Genomic DNA, 15,620 nt, shown 5'->3' with positions numbered 1-15,620 from the left:
AGGAGCGCGAATGCAGGATTCACACCTTCGCGAATCGAGTACTCGGTGACGGCTTCGTTCGCGGCCGACAGTGCCTGCGTCAGTGCCGTGGAGCTGGGGGCGGTTACCACCGGAGGGACGAGCTTGACGATTGCTTACGGAATGATCTTCCGGTCGGCGAGCGTGGTGACGTGCTGGCCGTTCGTCACCGTCGGACCGACGGAGGACGTGCCGGACGTCTGCCCTGCCCGGTTGGCCGCGCTGGGGACATCAGAGGAATTGACCACGGCCTGCACCGTGATCGGAACAGCCGAGAGTGCGAGCGCGCCGGCAGCGACAGCGGTGGTTCCGAGGGTTTTCGAGATCGTCTTCATGATGCGTACCTTTCAAACTCTTATAGCAACAGCTGGTCAACGCCTGCGACGCTACCACAGCGGATGTCGATCGCAATGGGGTCGAAAGTAGAGGATGCTCTTGCGAAAGGTCACCCGATTACAGTCTCTTCTGAAATGCAAGCGCGATCACGTCTGCATCATTGGGATTCAGGTGATCTCCGGCAGAGCTTGTCTCGGTGAGCAGGGACTGGTCGCTGACAGGTGTTCTTGGCTGCAGCGATGCGATAAAGAAATGCTGCTTCGAGACGTACATTCGTCCATCGGACTCGTCGAAGAACCAATCGAGATGCACGAGCAGCTTTCTCAGCTCGCCCGCGATCGTGACGCCCGTTTCCTCGAAAGTCTCACGCAGGGCCGCATCCCGGATCGACTCCCTTGCGTCCCGTCCGCCTCCGGGGATCTCCAGCCCTGCACCGTCGTCTCGTGGTGCGAGCAGCACATGCGACCCGTCGGCGGTGAACGCGATCACGTAGGCGGATTCGCGCAGCTGCGCCGCCTTCAATGGTGCGAATCTGGCGGTTCCCGTAGGCGATCGGAAGCGAACGTGACTGCTCCGGAAGAGGAGCCGGAGCAGATGCATCCGCAACATGCGGCTAGGGGGTCTCCGTCGACATGCTCTCGAACGCCTCCAGAATCGTTCGCGAGTGCTGGGAGGTGAACCCCCAGTGGAAGGGGAGGTTGAGGAGGCGGCGTCGCCAGTCGTCCGCCCGGGGGAACGTCGCGATCGGTCCCTCGACCGCAGCGCGTATCGCGGGGTCATCATGGGCCGCGTACAACCACATCGCGCGTGCCTGGATGCCCCGAGAGCGCAGGGTGCGCAGCACGTGATCCCGCTGGCTCTCGTTCTCCATGAGAAGCGACACCGGACCGAAGTCGGCATCGGTCGACCGGAGGACGGTCGTCGCAGGGAACGACTCGTCGAGCACCGCACCGAGTGCGGAGATGAAGTCCTTTCGCAAGGACACCAAGTCGGGAAGATGGCGTTGCGCCCGTGCGAGCGAAGCGGCACCCAGAACGGCGTTGAGCTCGCTGATGTTGGCGTTGAGCGACTGGGAGCTTCCCACCTTGTACGTGGTGGACTCGATGAGACCGTTTCTCTGCACGATCCGCCGTAGGGCATCCGCTTCCTGGCGGTCGTCGACGAAGATCGCCCCGCCCTCGCCGGCCGCGATCGGTTTGCTCGCGTGCAGGCTGATGACAGACATGTCTCCGAGAGTCCCTGCACGACGATCGCGGTCCTGGACGAGCAGACTTGCTGCCGAATCCTCGATCAGCAGACGCTTCTTCGTTCGCAGATCTCCGAGCGACGAGCTGAACAGGATGTCCATGTAGTGCATGCCCACGGTGATGGGGGCGTTCAGGCTCAGGGCGGCTGCGGCGTCGATCGTCGGCGTATCGGCCGAGGAATCCAGAAGATGGAGCGTCGAGCCGGACAGGGCCGCCGCCCGCGCAGCAGCGTGATAGCCGAAGTCGGGCACCGCCACTCTCCTGCCTCCGCGATCGGCCGCGTGGAACAGGCTGGCCATCAGCGCAGAGGTGCCGGAGGAGGTCAGCACGCAGTACCGTCCGACGGCATCCCCTAGGCGGTCTTCGAGGATGCGGGTGTACATCCCCCTGGTCCACTGGTCACCCTCGACCACGCTCTGCAGGTCTCCCTTGACATCGTCGAACCGGAGCCTCGGTGCGGCCCACGGCACGCCGGCTTCCTGTGCAAGGGAGTCTTCGATCATCGGTTGTTCACATTCCTCTCGATACCGGCGCTGATGAGGTACTCATCCGCATTCCAATTGATCTCGGCAGAGCCGTCGGCGGGGGTGGAGAGTGCCTGCAGCTCGGCGTCGATGACGCGTTCCGGGGCGAGCACGCTGATGCCGTAGTAGCTGGTGAGATTCTGCGAGGCGTCCTGCTGAGCGTTCAGGAAGGAGGCAAGTCTGTCCGAGTGGGAGGAACTCCACATCTCGCGCACCGAGGATGTGTAATGGTTCCCGAGCACCTGACTCTTGCCGATGATGCGGTTCGACGTCGTCGTACCGCTCAGACGGAAGACGATCTGAGTTCCGGGATACATGTCCTGGACGATGTGGATCGGGGCGGGCTCGCCGTCCCACTGCCCGACTCGCGTCGAACCCAGGTTGAGCCTGACGCTGGTCGACTTCTCGGGGAGATCATCCTGATAGGCGCGGAAACCCGATTCCAACCACTGCAGATCCTGAAGGTCGAGGGCGGCACTGTCCAACGACTGTGCTCTCCCCAGCTGGCACATCGGGCTGAGATCGATCGACGACGCGCCGAGCGCTTTCATGTCCGTCACGAAGCTCCGCCACTCACGGAAGTTGTCTTTCGTCAGGACGGAGATGATGTTCACCGTGATGCCGGACTCGATCGCCGCCCGCATTCCTCGGACGGCGCGGGTCCATGATCCTTGGCCCCGGTGCTTGTCGTTCGCCGCCTCTGCGCCGTCGAGGGAGAGCGAGATGCGCCTGACCCCTGAGCCGACGATGTGGTTCAACATCTTCGGCATCAGGAGCGTGCCGTTGGTGATGATCTGAAACGTCAGGTGCGGATAATCGGCCACGATGTCGAGGTATTCGTGGAAATCCTTCATCGTCGTCACTTCGCCGCCGGTGAGCGTGACTTCGAAAGTGCCCATCTCGCTGAGCTCATCAAGAATGGAGCGGAAGTGCGCCTGAGGCAGCGTCGGGCCGACGCCGTCTTTCGGAATGAACCCCGCGTTGACGTGGCAATAGTCGCACTTCAGATTGCATGTTTCGTTGAGGTCGATCACTGCGCGTAGCGGGCCGCGTGTGTATAAAGACGCCTCAATCGGATTCACGCGACCGAATCTAGCACTTCATCCACACGGAGCAACCCGCCGATCTGAAGCGTTCGATATGCGAGATCCAGATGGTCCAGATCGACAGGAGGTCCTCTTGCCTCGACGGGAGAGGACTAGTCGGACCGGTGATCGAAGTCGCTTCCGGGGCCGATCACCGGCCCTGCTAACGTCGAAGAGCAGCCGCTTTCCGGGTCGGTCGAGCTTTCCGCTCCCACCGGGACAGACCTGTTCCTCGCTCGGATGCGGCCGCTCATCGATATATGACGCAAGTGTGAGGACGATACGTGACGAATAGAGAACGAGTAGCGATCATCGGCGCCGGCCCCTCGGGCATGGCACAGCTGCGGGCCTTCGAATCCGCAGCCCGCGCGGGGGCGGAGATCCCTGAGCTGGTCTGCTTCGAGAAGCAGGCCGACTGGGGCGGACAGTGGAACTACACCTGGCGCACAGGACTCGATGAGTTCGGGGAACCCGTGCATTCGAGCATGTACCGGAACCTGTGGTCGAACGGCCCGAAGGAGGCGTTGGAGTTCGCCGACTACAGCTTCGACGAGCACTTCGGCCGTCCCATCTCCTCGTACCCGCCGCGCCCCGTGCTGTGGGACTACATCGCCGGACGCTTGGAGAAGAGCGATGTGCGGAAGCTGATCCGCTTCCAGACCGTGGTGCGCTGGATCGAGTTCGACGAGGAGCGCGAGGTCTTCACCCTCACCAGTGAGGATCTGCCGAGCGGCCGGTCGCACGTCGAGGAGTTCGATCGCGTCATCGTCGCCACCGGGCACTTCTCCTTCCCGAACGTGCCGGACTTCCCCGGGATCGAGACCTTCCCCGGCTACGTCAGCCACGCGCACGACTTCCGAGGCGCCGAGGCCTTTGAAGGCCGCGACGTGCTCGTGATCGGCGCGAGCTACTCGGCGGAGGACATCGGCAGTCAGGCATTCAAGATGGGTGCCCGTTCGGTCACGGCGAGCTTCCGTTCGGCACCGATGGGCTATGACTGGCCCGAAGGCATCGAGGAGCGTCCGGTCGTCGAGCGCTTCGAGGGCAGCACGGCATTCTTCGCCGACGGGACCTCGAAGCATGTCGACGCGGTCATCCTGTGTACCGGATATCTGCACAAGTACCCGTTCCTGCCCGATGACCTGGCCCTGTCGTCGCCCAACAACGTCTACCCCGAAGGGCTGTACCGGGGTGTCGTGTGGCAGGGGAATCCGCGTCTGACCTACCTGGGCGCGCAGGACCAGTGGTTCACGTTCAACATGTTCGACGTGCAGGCCTGGTACGTGCGCGACCTCATCCTCGGCCGTCTCGAACTGCCCGACGAGCAGGAGCGCGCGGCCTCCATCGCCGAGTGGCGCGCCCGTTTCGACCGCATCGACTCGGCCGCGGCGGAGATCCGCTTCCAGGCCGACTACATCCGTGATCTCCTCCAGCTCACCGACTACCCGGAGTTCGACATCGACCGGGTCGTGGAGATCTTCCTCGCGTGGAAGCACGACAAGAAGGAAGACATCATGGGCTATCGCGACCGCACTTACGAGTCGGTCATGACGGGCACGATCGCCGTCGTGCACCATACGCCGTGGCTCGAAGAGCTCGACGATTCGCTCGAGCGCTATCTCGACGTCGATCCGGACGCCACCGAGACGACACGGATCATCGCGGGTCAGCCGCGTGATGATGACCGCGAGGCGCTCGCCGCAGTCTGAGCCTCTCGGCCGATGCCCCTTCCCTCCGCCTGTGGAGGGGAGGGGCATCGTCACGCGGTGTCGCGGGTGCCCCGAAACCGGCCGACCCAGACCACGAAGGCGGCGGTGGCGATGATGATCGCCGCGATCAGCAGCACCCAGAGCGCCACGCCCCCGTAGCCGCCGTTGAGGTGGGGATTCAGGAACGGATACGGATACCACCACGGTTCGCCTGTCGCGGGCGCGATCACGAGGTTCGCCCGGATCAGTGTGTAGGCGACCCACACGATCGGGAAGATCGCAGTGATCCCGACCGCACTCCAGCCGAGCGCCCGACGGCGAGGCGCGAAGAGCAGGTCGACGAGCATGATGAGCGGGATGACCACGTGCAGCACCTCGTTCGACCAGAGGACGGTCGAGCCCTGCGGCAGCTCGATCCCGCGCAGCAGCGTGTTGTAGACGACGCCGGTGACGATCATGTAGGTGCTGGCGCACACCAGGAGCACCGCCAGCCACCGCGGTTCGGCCGACGTGGTCTTCCGGTTCGCGAGAGCCCAGATGCCGCCGATGGCGAGGACCACGGCCGCCAGCACGTTGGAGAGGATCGTGAAGAAGCTGAAGAAGTTCGCCACGACCGTGGGCAGGTGTGCGCCCCACGCAGTCTCCGAGCTGAGGGCGATCTCGAGAGTGCGCACCAGCTGGGCGACGATCGCCGCCACGGCGAGAACGGATGCTGCGAGTCGTACGTAGGGCCACCAGGTCGTCATTTCGCCTCCGTCGCACACTGTAGCGCCACGCCGTAGACCGCAGTGCCGGTATATCGCTAGGGTCGGTCGCAGTGAGCAGCACCCGGAACGCACGCGCATGGCGGAGGGGCATATGAGCGACAGCGGCACAGGCACGGTCGAAGCGGGCGGAACCAAGAAGAGGCGGTTCCGGCGAGCCGGTCTCAGCATCCAGTCCAAACTCCTCATCATGCTGCTCGGGGTGAGCCTGGTCTCCTCGGTGATCGTCGGCGCCATCGGTTTCGTCAACGGGCGTCAGTCGCTGCATGATTCCGCGGTCGATCAGCTCATCACGATCCGCTCGATGCGGGCAGCCGAGGTCACCACCTTCATGGAGAGCGTCCGGCGGGATGCCTCGTTGAACTCCCGCAACCTCAGCGCGCAGAGCATGTCGACGGCGGTCAACGGCGGGTTCGCCGACCTCGCAGATGTCGAGATCGATGACGCTCGCCGGTCCTCCCTCGAGCAGTACTACACGACCACGTTCATCCCGGAGCTCGAATCCCGCTCGGGGGAGGAGTACGGCGACACCGCGTTCATCCCCGCATCCCCCGCAGGCCAGTACGTGCAGAGCGAGTACGCGCTCGGCAATCAAGACTTCGACGCCGACTACGACGCGCAGCTGGAGCTGAACGACAGTGGAGACGGCACGAGCTACTCCATCGCGACCGAGCGCTACGGCGACTACTTCACCCGCCTCGTGAAGGAGGCAGGCTACGAGGATGCGCTGCTGCTCAACCTCGACGGCGATGTGACGTTCTCCGCATACAAGGGAATCGAGATCGGCACGAACCTGTCCACCGGCCCGTATCGCGAGTCGGCGCTGGCCAAGGCATACGCCGAGGCGGTGGCGACGAACTCGGTGAACACCGTGGTGCTCACCGACTTCGACCGCTGGATCCCCTCGCTCAACATCCCGGCCATGTGGGTGGTCTCGCCCGTGGGCAATGACAGTGGCATCACCGGTGTGATGGCGTTCCAGATCTCGATCGACACGATCAACGATGTGATGACCGGTGGGGAGAACTGGAAGGAACAGGGCCTCGGTGACACTGGAGAGGTCTATCTCGTCGGCCGCGACGACCTCATGCGCAGCACCGCACGTCGTCTGGTGGAGGACCCGGCCGACTACGTGAAGCGCCTCATCAACGGCGGCATGGCCCCGACCATCGTCGATCGCATCGGGCAGATCAAGGGCACGGTGCTGTTGCAGCCCGTCGACACGAAGGCCGTGGAGGATGCCCAGGCGGGGCGCAGCGGCACGACCGTCGGGCGCGACTTCATCGGCGGCGACAGCGTCACCGCCTACGCCCCGCTCGAGATCGAGGGTCTCGACTGGGTCGTGATCGCGCGCATCGACACCGCGGAGGCTTTCGAGCCCGTCAACGTCTTCACCCGCAACGTGCTGCTCTCGCTGCTCGGCATCCTGCTCGGAGTCTCTCTGCTCTCGCTTCTGCTCGCGCAGGTCTTCACCCGCCCGATCCACCGTCTCGTCGGCGCCGTGCACCGCGTCGCGGAGGGAGACCTCGACGTGCAGGTTCCGCAGGGCTCGCGCGACGAGTTCGGTGACCTCGGCAGCGCCTTCAACGACATGGCATCCAGCCTGCGGATCAAGCAGGATCTGATCGAAGAGCAGCAGAAGGAGAACGAGAAGCTACTGCACACTCTCATGCCCGAGAGCGTCGCCACGAAGTACAAACAGGGCGAGGAGGCGATCACGGAGGCGCACGAGAACGTGTCGGTCGTGTTCGCCGAGCTGGTCGGGTTCGACGACCTCACCCGCGACATGACTGCAGAAGAGGAGATCGGCCTCCTGAACACGCTCATGCGCGGATTCGATGAGGCCGCCGAGAAAGCGGGGGTCGAGAAGGTGCGCACCCTGCGCGGCGGCTACCTGGCCTCGTCGGGACTGATCGTGCCGCGGGTCGACAACATTCGGCGCACGGTCGAGTTCGCCCGGAGTCTGCTCGGTGTGCTGGAGCGGTTCAACGCGCAGAACGGCACACAGATCTCGCTGCGAGCCGGTGTCGACACGGGCACGGTCACGAGCGGCCTCGTCGCGCGGACGAGCCTCGCCTACGACCTCTGGGGCGACGCGGTCAGCCTCGCCTACCGGGTGCGCTCGGTCACGGGCGAGCCGGGTATCTACGTGAGCCAGACGGTGCGCGATCGCACGCAGGAGATCGTCACCTATGTGGAAGCCGGAACGGTGGAGACGCAGGGCAGGACCGAGACCGTGTGGAAGGTGGTCTGATCATGGGCGACGTGTTCACGGGCGGCTGGGTCTGGTGGATCGTGGGCCTCGCGGTGGGCGTGCCCGTCGTCCTGGTCGTGCTCACCGAGCTCATCGGTGCGCTGACTCGGCGCAATAGCCCGGTGGCGAAGCCGTTGCGCATGCTGCGCAACTGGGTCATCCCCGTCGGCGCGCTGTTCGCGCTGTTGGTGTTCGCGATCCAGTCGCCCGCCGATCAGGTGTGGACGCGCGTGGTGGCGACCGTGTTCGGGTTCCTCGTCATCCTGCTGGTGCTGTCGGCGTTCAACGTGGCGCTGTTCGCCAACGCCAAGCCGGGCTCGTGGCGAGAGCGGATCCCGTCGATCTTCGTCGAGATCGGTCGGCTCGTTCTGGTGGGGGTCGGCCTGGCTCTGCTGTTCTCCTGGGTGTGGGACGCCGACGTCGGCGGACTCTTCACTGCCCTCGGTGTCGGGTCGATCGTGATCGGCCTCGCTCTGCAGAACGCGGTGGGTGGGGTGATCTCTGGTCTGCTGCTGCTGTTCGAGCAGCCGTTCAAGATCGGCGACTGGCTCGACGCCGCCGGCGTGAAGGGGCGTGTCGTCGAAGTTAACTGGAGGGCTGTGCACATCGACACCGGCTCCGGCATCCAGATCGTGCCGAACTCGTCGCTCTCGGGGGCTTCGTTCACGAACCTGAGCGAGCCCGAGGGGCCCTACTCGGCAGAGACGGGCGTGAAGTTCTCGATCGACGATCCGCCGCACGAGGTGATCGCCCTCCTCATCGAGGTGGCCGATTCGCTTCCCATGCGACTACAGCGCGAGAGGGCGACCGTCGACTATTCGGGGGCGGGCGCGTATTCGGTGTCGATTCCGGTGGCGGGTCCGGCGGACGCATCACGGGCTCTCTCGATGTACCTCTCCTGGCTCTGGTATGCGGCACGGCGGCGTGGCTTCGCTCTCGATGGTGATTCCACGGACCCGCTCGCCGAGCCGCAGCGTCTGGTCGAGGCGATGCACGAGATCGCGCCGACCCTGCACCTGCGCGACGATGACATCGAGGCAGTGCTCACCCACGCCCGGCTGGAGCGCTACGGCGTCGGCGAGATCGTGCTGCCCAGCGGAGTCGTCCCCGACGAGGTGCGCGTGGTGCTCTCGGGCAGGGCTGTGCTCGCACTCGACGTCGAAGGCGGCCGTGTCGAGTTCGCCGCGGCCGAGAAAGGAGACCTCATCGGACAGACCGCTCTCACCCGTGAGCGCACGCAGGCGGTGACCGTGGCCGGGGAGATCCTGACGGTGGTGGTGCTGCCGCTCGCCACGATCGATGCCTTGATCCGCACGCGACCCCGCCTGGCCGCCGAGATCGGGGAGTCGCTCGAACTCAAGCGCACGCTCGCCGCGGCCCGGCTCGCGGAGCTGGGGTTCGCACGAGGGGTGATCACCGGGCGGTGAACGGCATCACGCCCGTCGCCGCCACCGCAGTCGGGTGATGAGCACGCCCAGCAGGCAGAGCGCTCCGCCGAGGAACATCAGCGGCGTCGGCACCTCACCCAGGATCGCCCACGACATCAGGATCGCGATTGCCGGCACCACATAGGTGGTGGCCGACGTCTGCCCCGCAGTGCTGCGCTGCAGAACGTACGCCCACGTCGTGAAAGCGATCGCCGTGGGGAAGATGCCGAGGTAGACGACCCAGAGCGTCGCATCGAGCGGTGCCGTCTGGAGCGAGCCGATGAGGTTGCCGATCCAGGGCAGCAGTGCGACGGTGCCGACCCCCGCGCCGAGCCACGTGAGGGTGGTGGCGTCGACACCCGAGGTGAGCAGACGCTTCTGCACGAGCGTGCAGCCTGCGTACATGACAGCGGCGAGGAGGGCGAGCAGGAGTCCCGTGATGTCGGGGCCGGCGCCGGAGGTGGAGTTCATGCCGATGAGCACGACCCCGAGGAAGGCGATGGGTGCGCCGATCACGAGCGGCTTCGGGAATCCCTCACGCAGGAACAGTCCGCTGAAGACGACGACCATGAGGGGTGCGAGGTTCACGACCATCGCAGCGGTGCCCGCATCGAGGGTCAGTTCCGCGCTGTTGAGCGCGAGGTTGTAGACGCAGAACCAGCCGATGCCCCAGACCGCGATGAGCAGCCAGTGGCGTCGGGCGGGGATGCGGATGCCGTGTCGGATCGCGATGATCGTCAGCACGGCCGTGCCGACGGCCATGCGGAGCAGCGCCAGAGCGCCCGGGTCGTAGTGCGGACCCGCTCCGCGGATGCCGATGAACGCCGACGCCCACAGCACCACTGTGACCAGTGCGGCGATGAGGACGAGCGCACCCTGCTTCTTCGGCGTCCCGGGGTTCGCGGGCATCCGGGGCTTCTCGGGTGCTCCGTCGTCGGCACGGATCCCGTCGGAGGTGATCTCGGGGTCGCCGGATGCGGCTGCTGGCATCCTCCGATCCTGGCAGGGGTGTCCGACATCGAGCGAGCCGCGCGAGTGCCATCCCCCGTCGTATTTCGGACGACGACCGCTCCGTTCGCGATATTCCATCTTCAACAGCCGCTGAGGCTGTCATATCACGACCGGAGCGGTCGAGCGGCCGGAGGGCCGTCGAGGAACCCTTCGATAGGATGGGACGGCCCGAAGAGGGCCAGCTCATCGGCCGGTGCAAACCCGGCGAAAGCCAGGGGGTTACCCATGCCAGGAATCGTTATCGTCGGCGTGCAGTGGGGCGACGAAGGAAAGGGCAAGGCCACCGATCTGCTCGGTGAGCGCACCGACTGGGTGGTGAAGTTCAACGGCGGCAACAACGCCGGACACACCGTCGTCGTCGGCGACGAGAAGTACGCGCTGCACCTGCTGCCCTCCGGCATCCTGTCGCCCGGCGTCACTCCGGTGATCGGCAACGGCGTGGTCATCGACCTCGAGGTGCTGTTCTCCGAGCTGGAGGCGCTCGCCGCCCGTGGCATCGACGTCTCGCGGCTGAAGGTCAGCGCCAACGCGCACATCATCACGCAGTACCACCGCACGCTCGACAAGGTGACGGAGCGGTTCCTCGGCAAGCGCAACATCGGCACGACCGGCCGCGGCATCGGCCCGGCGTACGCCGACAAGATCAACCGTGTCGGCATCCGGGTGCAGGATCTGTTCGACGAGAACATCCTGCGCCAGAAGGTCGAGGGCGCTCTCGACCAGAAGAACCACCTGCTGGTGAAGGTCTTCAACCGCCGCGCTGTCACGTGCGACGAGATCGTGGAAGACCTGCTCTCCTACGCCGAGCGGCTGCGGCCGATGGTCGCCGACACGGGCTACCTGATCGCCGAGGCGCTCGACCGCGATGAGGTCGTGGTGTTCGAGGGTGGCCAGGCCACGATGCTCGACATCGACCACGGCACCTACCCGTTCGTGACCTCGTCTTCGGCGACAGCCGGAGGAGCGGCGACGGGCTCCGGCGTCGGTCCCGGTGCGCTCGACCGCATCGTCGGCATCGTCAAGGCCTACACGACCCGCGTGGGCTCGGGTCCGTTCCCGACCGAGCTGTTCGACGAGCAGGGCGAGTGGCTGCGCAAGCAGGGCTTCGAGTTCGGCACCACGACCGGCCGCCCGCGCCGGGTGGGCTGGTACGACGCCCCCATCACGCGCTACGCCACGCGCATCAACGGCATCACCGACCTCGTGCTCACGAAGCTCGACATCCTCACGGGCCTGGAGCAGATCCCCGTGTGCGTCGCCTACGACGTCGATGGCGAGCGATTCGACGAGGTGCCGGTCAACCAGACCGACTTCCACCACGCGAAGCCGATCCTGGAGTATTTCCCCGGCTGGAGTGAGGACATCTCGGTCGCTCGGACCTTCGAGGACCTGCCGCAGACGGCGCAGGACTACGTGCTGGCGCTCGAGAGGATGAGCAACACGCGCATCTCGGTGATCGGTGTCGGCCCGGAGCGCGACCAGGTCATCGTCCGTCACGACCTGCTCGACTGATCCGCACCCGATGACGCGCTTCTGGCTCGGCGGCTACGGCCCCGCGATGGACGGTTCGGCCGAGGGCATCGGCCTGCTCGCGGGGGACGAGGGCCGCGAGGCATCCACCCTCGCCTACCGTGGCACTGCGGTGGAGGTTCCGTCGCCGTCCTGGCTGGCGCAGCATCCGACCCTCGACATCGTCTACGCGGCACTGGAGGGTGACTCCGCGGTGCAGGCGTTCGTCCGTGCGGGTGAGGGTGTGCTGGCCCCGCTGGGTGCGCCCGCGCCGGTCGGCCAGTACGTGTGTCATGTGGCGGTCGCCCCGAACGGCTCGGCGCTGATCGCCAGCTGCTACGGCGACGGTCGTGTCGTGAGACTCGGGCTGGACGCGGAAGGGCGCATCGTCCCCGCGAAGGCGGATGCGGCGGCGGCACTCCGCGCGGCCCTGTTCGGGGACGACGCGGATCCCGATGCTCCCGCTCCCACCCCTCCCGGAGACGGCGTCGCGGCGGTGGACCCGTACGGCATGGGCGGCGACCGTGTCTCGCATGCGCACGCCGCGGTGTTCCTCCCCGACGGACGCGTCGCCACCACTGACCTCGGGTTCGACCTCGTGCGGTTCTGGCGGCAGAGCGGCAGCGGGCTGGTGCTCGACCACGAGGTGGTTCTGCCTCTCGGCACCGGACCGCGGCACATGGTGCTGCACCCCAGCGGGCACCTGCACGTGGTCACCGAGTACTCGTGCGAGGTGTTCACGCTCGCGCGCGCGGCCGACGGCACCTGGAGCGTCGTGTCGGTGACGCTGACGAGCCCGATCGCCGAAGTGGGCACAGACTTCCCCGCCGAGCTCGCCCGCACTCGCGACGGGCAGTTCCTCTACACGGCCCTGCGTGGAAGCAACACGATCGCGGCGTTGCGGGTGCGCGGCGGAGGCGAGGCCTTGGAGTCGGTGGCACTCGCCGATTCGGGCGTCGACTGGCCGCGTCACCACCTCGTCCACGAGGGCAAGATGCTCGTCGCGGGGCAGCGCTCCGACACCATCACTCTGATCGACCTCGACGAGCGCACGGGCGCGCCGCTCGGTATCCGCCACGAAGCGCAGGTCCCGACGCCGACGCACTTCCTTCCGGTGCGCTGAGGCATCGCGAGATCCGTTCTTGACCTCAACCTCACTTGAGGTTCTACTGTCGTCATCATGACTTCGGAGACCGAGCAGGCGGCGACGCCGGATGCGGCCGCAGCTCGCATCATGAGCAGCCAATACGTGTGGATCACGATCGGCGCGTGCGCGCTCGTGTTCCTGGGGGCGTTCGAGTCCCTGGCGGTCACGACGGTGATGCCGACCGTGAGTGCCGACCTCGGCGGCGAACGGCTATACGCGCTGGCGTTCGCCGGTCCTCTCGCCACCGGGGTCATCGGCATGGTGATCGCGGGAAACTGGGCCGATCGTCGGGGGCCGGTCGCCCCGCTGTACACCGCGGTCGCGATGTTCATCGTGGGGCTGCTCATCGCCGGTCTCGCCCCGAGCATGGAGGTTCTCGTCGCCGGCCGGTTCGCGCAGGGTCTCGGCAGCGGCGGCCTGATGGTGGCACTGTACGTCGTCGTCGCCCGGGTCTACCCGCAGGAGCTGCACCCCGCGATCTTCGCCGGATTCGCGGCTGCGTGGGTCATCCCCTCGCTGATCGGACCAACGGTCGCGGGAGCCGTGACCGAGCTCTGGAGCTGGCACTGGGTCTTCCTCGGTGTGGTGATCCTGGTGCTCGTGGCGCTGCTGATGGTGATTCCAGCCCTTCGCGGTCTCTCGAGCGACGGCGATGCGACGACACCGTGGGCATACGGCCGCCTCGGTTGGTCGATTCTGGCGGCGGCCGCGGTGCTGACACTGAACCTGGTCGGCGACATCCCCGGGGTCGGCCCGGTGCTGGCGGTCGTCGCTGTGATCGTCGCCCTGATCGCGGTTCGCCCGCTGGTTCCCCGCGGAACCTTCCGCGCGCACCGGGGGCTGCCCTCGGTCATCCTCGTCCGCGGGCTCGCAGCTGCCGCGTTCTTCGGCGCGCAGATCTACCTGCCGTACCTGCTCACCGATCGCTATGACCTGTCGCCGACCCTCGCGGGGCTCGCCCTGACCGGAGGTGCGCTCTCGTGGTCGGTCGCGGCGACGGTCCAGGGGCGGATGGGCGTTCGCCTCTCGAGCGTGACGGCGGTGCGCATCGGCACGATCCTGGTCTTCGTCGGCATCGTGCTGACCGTCGCGATCACAGCCATCAGGGCGGACGCCGCACTGCTCGCCGTCGCCTGGATCGTGGCGGGTCTGGGGATGGGGCTCATGAGCCCACGTACCAGCGCGCTGACGCTCGCGATGTCGACACCGGAGAATCAAGGCTTCAACAGCGGCGCGATGACGGTCGCCGATTCGTTCGGCAGTGCCATGGCGCTCGCCATCACGGGGACGCTGTTCACGGCGTTGGCCACCGCGGACCCGTTCCTGGGAGTGTTCGCCCTGGCTGCGGTGATCGCGATCGCGGCGGCGGTGCTCGCTCCACGGGTGAGCGCGGCCGTTGAACGGCGCGGGACACGGCCGGGGGGAGAAGCGTGAGCGGGGAAGCGAGGGAAGGTCGTGCTGGTGCCGTCTCCGCGGTGACCTCGCCGCGGGGGAGAGGCGAACGGAGCCGCACGGGCGCAGTTCACCTCGGAAGCCTGAGCAGCAGCGCCGCGTTGTGACCCCCGAAGCCGAACGATGTCGACAGCACTGTGCGGACCGGATGCCATCGCTCCTGGTCGCGCACGAAGTCCCAGCCCTCCGCGTCGGGGTCGGTCAGGTTGATCGTCGGAGGCAGCACCTGGTCGCGCAGGGTCATCGCAGCGATCACTGTCTCGACGACGCCGGCTGCGCCGAGCAGATGCCCGGTGGTGGACTTCGTCGCCGTGAGCGGAACCGACGGTGCCCTCGCTCCCAGCGCCTGCTCGAGTGCGATGAGCTCGGCCGCGTCGCCGAGCACCGTGCCCGTGCCGTGGGTGTTGACATGATCGACTGCGGATGCGGTCGCGCGGGCATCGGCGAGACAGGCGTTGATCGCCCTGGTTGCTCCGGCGGCGGCCGGATCCGGTGCCGTGGCGTGGTGGGCGTCGCTGGTCGCACCGAACCCGGCGACCGTCGCGAGAGGGCGTGCGCCGCGTTCGCTGGCGAGGTCGGCAGCCTCGAGCAGAACCGCGGCGGCGCCCTGCGCCATGACGAAACCGCTCCGCGCACGGTCGAAGGGGCGGGAGGCCGATGAGGGGTCATCGCCGAATCCGGTGACGACCGAGCGCAGGTTCGCATGCGCCGCGAGATGCAGCGGACCGAGGCAGTCGTCCATCCCGACGACCAGCACCGCATCGGCGTATCCGTGACGGATGCGCCGTAGGCCTTCGCCGATCGCGATGGCGCCGCTCGCGCATGCCGCTGTGACGGCGTGGGTCTGTCCGAGGAATCCGTATCGACGGCTGAGGATCCCGGCGACGGCATCCGCGGTTCCATAGACGGCGAGGCTCGGCGGCACCCGGCGCCGACCGGCCTCTCGCAACGTGCCGGCTGCCTCCGTCACCGCGTCGACCGGCCCTGATCCCGTGGCGATGATCACCTGAGCGGCATCCGCGTTCCACGGCAGGTCACCTGTGCCCGCATCATCCATCGCCTCATCAGCGGCGGTGATCGACCACTGCTGCATCGGAGTGAGGTGGCGGACGAGTGACGTCGGCAGGTCGGCGGGGG

Annotated in this window: 13 protein-coding genes; 6 read left to right on the top strand and 7 right to left on the bottom strand. The window is 66.7% G+C overall.

The window, feature by feature from the left end; genetic code table 11:
- Positions 1-134: 134 nt before the first annotated feature.
- From AX744_RS08155 to AX744_RS08140, 4 genes are all read right to left on the bottom strand, one after another.
- Entirely contained in the window at positions 135-353 is a 219-nt protein-coding gene (locus AX744_RS08155) for a hypothetical protein (RefSeq protein ID WP_058630877.1), read from the bottom strand.
- A 118-nt stretch (positions 354-471) separates the two neighbouring features.
- Positions 472-876 (bottom strand): NUDIX hydrolase, encoded by a 405-nt coding sequence (locus AX744_RS08150; protein ID WP_061016247.1) that lies wholly within the window; start codon positions 874-876, stop codon positions 472-474.
- 91 nt (positions 877-967) lie between these two features.
- Complete coding sequence (locus AX744_RS08145) at positions 968-2,104, bottom strand: DegT/DnrJ/EryC1/StrS family aminotransferase (protein WP_058630875.1); 1,137 nt, start codon at positions 2,102-2,104, stop codon at positions 968-970.
- Positions 2,101-3,159, bottom strand: coding sequence for a radical SAM protein (locus tag AX744_RS08140; protein ID WP_061016245.1), 1,059 nt, complete (start codon positions 3,157-3,159; stop codon positions 2,101-2,103). The genes AX744_RS08145 and AX744_RS08140 overlap by 4 nt, the downstream gene beginning before the upstream one ends.
- A 335-nt stretch (positions 3,160-3,494) precedes the next feature.
- Here AX744_RS08140 and AX744_RS08135 point away from each other — a divergent pair, with 335 nt between their 5' ends.
- Entirely contained in the window at positions 3,495-4,919 is a 1,425-nt protein-coding gene (locus AX744_RS08135; protein ID WP_269454445.1) for an NAD(P)-binding domain-containing protein, read from the top strand.
- A gap of 50 nt (positions 4,920-4,969) precedes the next feature.
- Here AX744_RS08135 and AX744_RS08130 read toward each other — a convergent pair whose 3' ends face one another.
- A complete protein-coding gene (locus AX744_RS08130; protein ID WP_061016243.1) occupies positions 4,970-5,665 on the bottom strand; it encodes a Pr6Pr family membrane protein in 696 nt (231 codons plus the stop codon).
- Positions 5,666-5,777: 112 nt separating this feature from the next.
- On the opposite strand from AX744_RS08130, the gene AX744_RS08125 reads away from it, so the two are divergent.
- Together AX744_RS08125 and AX744_RS08120 are read left to right on the top strand one after the other, a co-directional pair.
- Entirely contained in the window at positions 5,778-7,937 is a 2,160-nt protein-coding gene (locus AX744_RS08125; protein WP_061016241.1) for an adenylate/guanylate cyclase domain-containing protein, read from the top strand.
- A 2-nt stretch (positions 7,938-7,939) separates the two neighbouring features.
- Positions 7,940-9,364, top strand: a complete 1,425-nt coding sequence (locus AX744_RS08120) for a mechanosensitive ion channel domain-containing protein (RefSeq protein ID WP_061016239.1) — start codon at positions 7,940-7,942, stop codon at positions 9,362-9,364.
- Between the two features lie 6 nt (positions 9,365-9,370).
- On the opposite strand, the gene AX744_RS08115 is transcribed toward AX744_RS08120, so the two are convergent.
- Positions 9,371-10,354, bottom strand: coding sequence for a DMT family transporter (locus AX744_RS08115; protein WP_082738448.1), 984 nt, complete (start codon positions 10,352-10,354; stop codon positions 9,371-9,373).
- Positions 10,355-10,600: 246 nt separating this feature from the next.
- On the opposite strand from AX744_RS08115, the gene AX744_RS08110 reads away from it, so the two are divergent.
- From AX744_RS08110 to AX744_RS08100, 3 genes are read left to right on the top strand one after another with little or no spacing between them, the layout of a single operon-like run.
- A complete protein-coding gene (locus tag AX744_RS08110; RefSeq protein ID WP_061016238.1) occupies positions 10,601-11,887 on the top strand; it encodes an adenylosuccinate synthase in 1,287 nt (428 codons plus the stop codon).
- A 10-nt stretch (positions 11,888-11,897) separates the two neighbouring features.
- Complete coding sequence (locus AX744_RS08105) at positions 11,898-13,007, top strand: lactonase family protein (protein ID WP_061016233.1); 1,110 nt, start codon at positions 11,898-11,900, stop codon at positions 13,005-13,007.
- A 57-nt stretch (positions 13,008-13,064) separates the two neighbouring features.
- Complete coding sequence (locus AX744_RS08100; protein WP_061016231.1) at positions 13,065-14,465, top strand: MFS transporter; 1,401 nt, start codon at positions 13,065-13,067, stop codon at positions 14,463-14,465.
- 88 nt (positions 14,466-14,553) lie between these two features.
- Here AX744_RS08100 and AX744_RS08095 read toward each other — a convergent pair.
- Positions 14,554-15,620: beta-ketoacyl-[acyl-carrier-protein] synthase family protein (locus AX744_RS08095; protein ID WP_061016229.1), on the bottom strand; the 1,067-nt coding region annotated here is incomplete at its 5' end.

This window comes from Microbacterium sp. CCH5-D1, from assembly GCF_001557335.1.
GTDB lineage: Bacteria > Actinomycetota > Actinomycetes > Actinomycetales > Microbacteriaceae > Microbacterium > Microbacterium oxydans.
This window is presented reverse-complemented; position numbering and strand designations above follow the sequence as displayed.

What these genes read in the sequence shown, in the direction of transcription:
- AX744_RS08155 (WP_058630877.1), bottom strand. Translation starts at nt 353, where the DNA reads ATGAAGACGATCTCGAAAACCCTCGGAACCACCGCTGTCGCTGCCGGC.
- AX744_RS08145 (WP_058630875.1), bottom strand. Translation starts at nt 2,104, where the DNA reads ATGATCGAAGACTCCCTTGCACAGGAAGCCGGCGTGCCGTGGGCCGCA.
- AX744_RS08130 (WP_061016243.1), bottom strand. Translation starts at nt 5,665, where the DNA reads ATGACGACCTGGTGGCCCTACGTACGACTCGCAGCATCCGTTCTCGCC.
- AX744_RS08125 (WP_061016241.1), top strand. Translation starts at nt 5,778, where the DNA reads ATGAGCGACAGCGGCACAGGCACGGTCGAAGCGGGCGGAACCAAGAAG.
- AX744_RS08120 (WP_061016239.1), top strand. Translation starts at nt 7,940, where the DNA reads ATGGGCGACGTGTTCACGGGCGGCTGGGTCTGGTGGATCGTGGGCCTC.
- AX744_RS08115 (WP_082738448.1), bottom strand. Translation starts at nt 10,354, where the DNA reads ATGCCAGCAGCCGCATCCGGCGACCCCGAGATCACCTCCGACGGGATC.
- AX744_RS08110 (WP_061016238.1), top strand. Translation starts at nt 10,601, where the DNA reads ATGCCAGGAATCGTTATCGTCGGCGTGCAGTGGGGCGACGAAGGAAAG.
- AX744_RS08105 (WP_061016233.1), top strand. Translation starts at nt 11,898, where the DNA reads ATGACGCGCTTCTGGCTCGGCGGCTACGGCCCCGCGATGGACGGTTCG.
- AX744_RS08100 (WP_061016231.1), top strand. Translation starts at nt 13,065, where the DNA reads ATGACTTCGGAGACCGAGCAGGCGGCGACGCCGGATGCGGCCGCAGCT.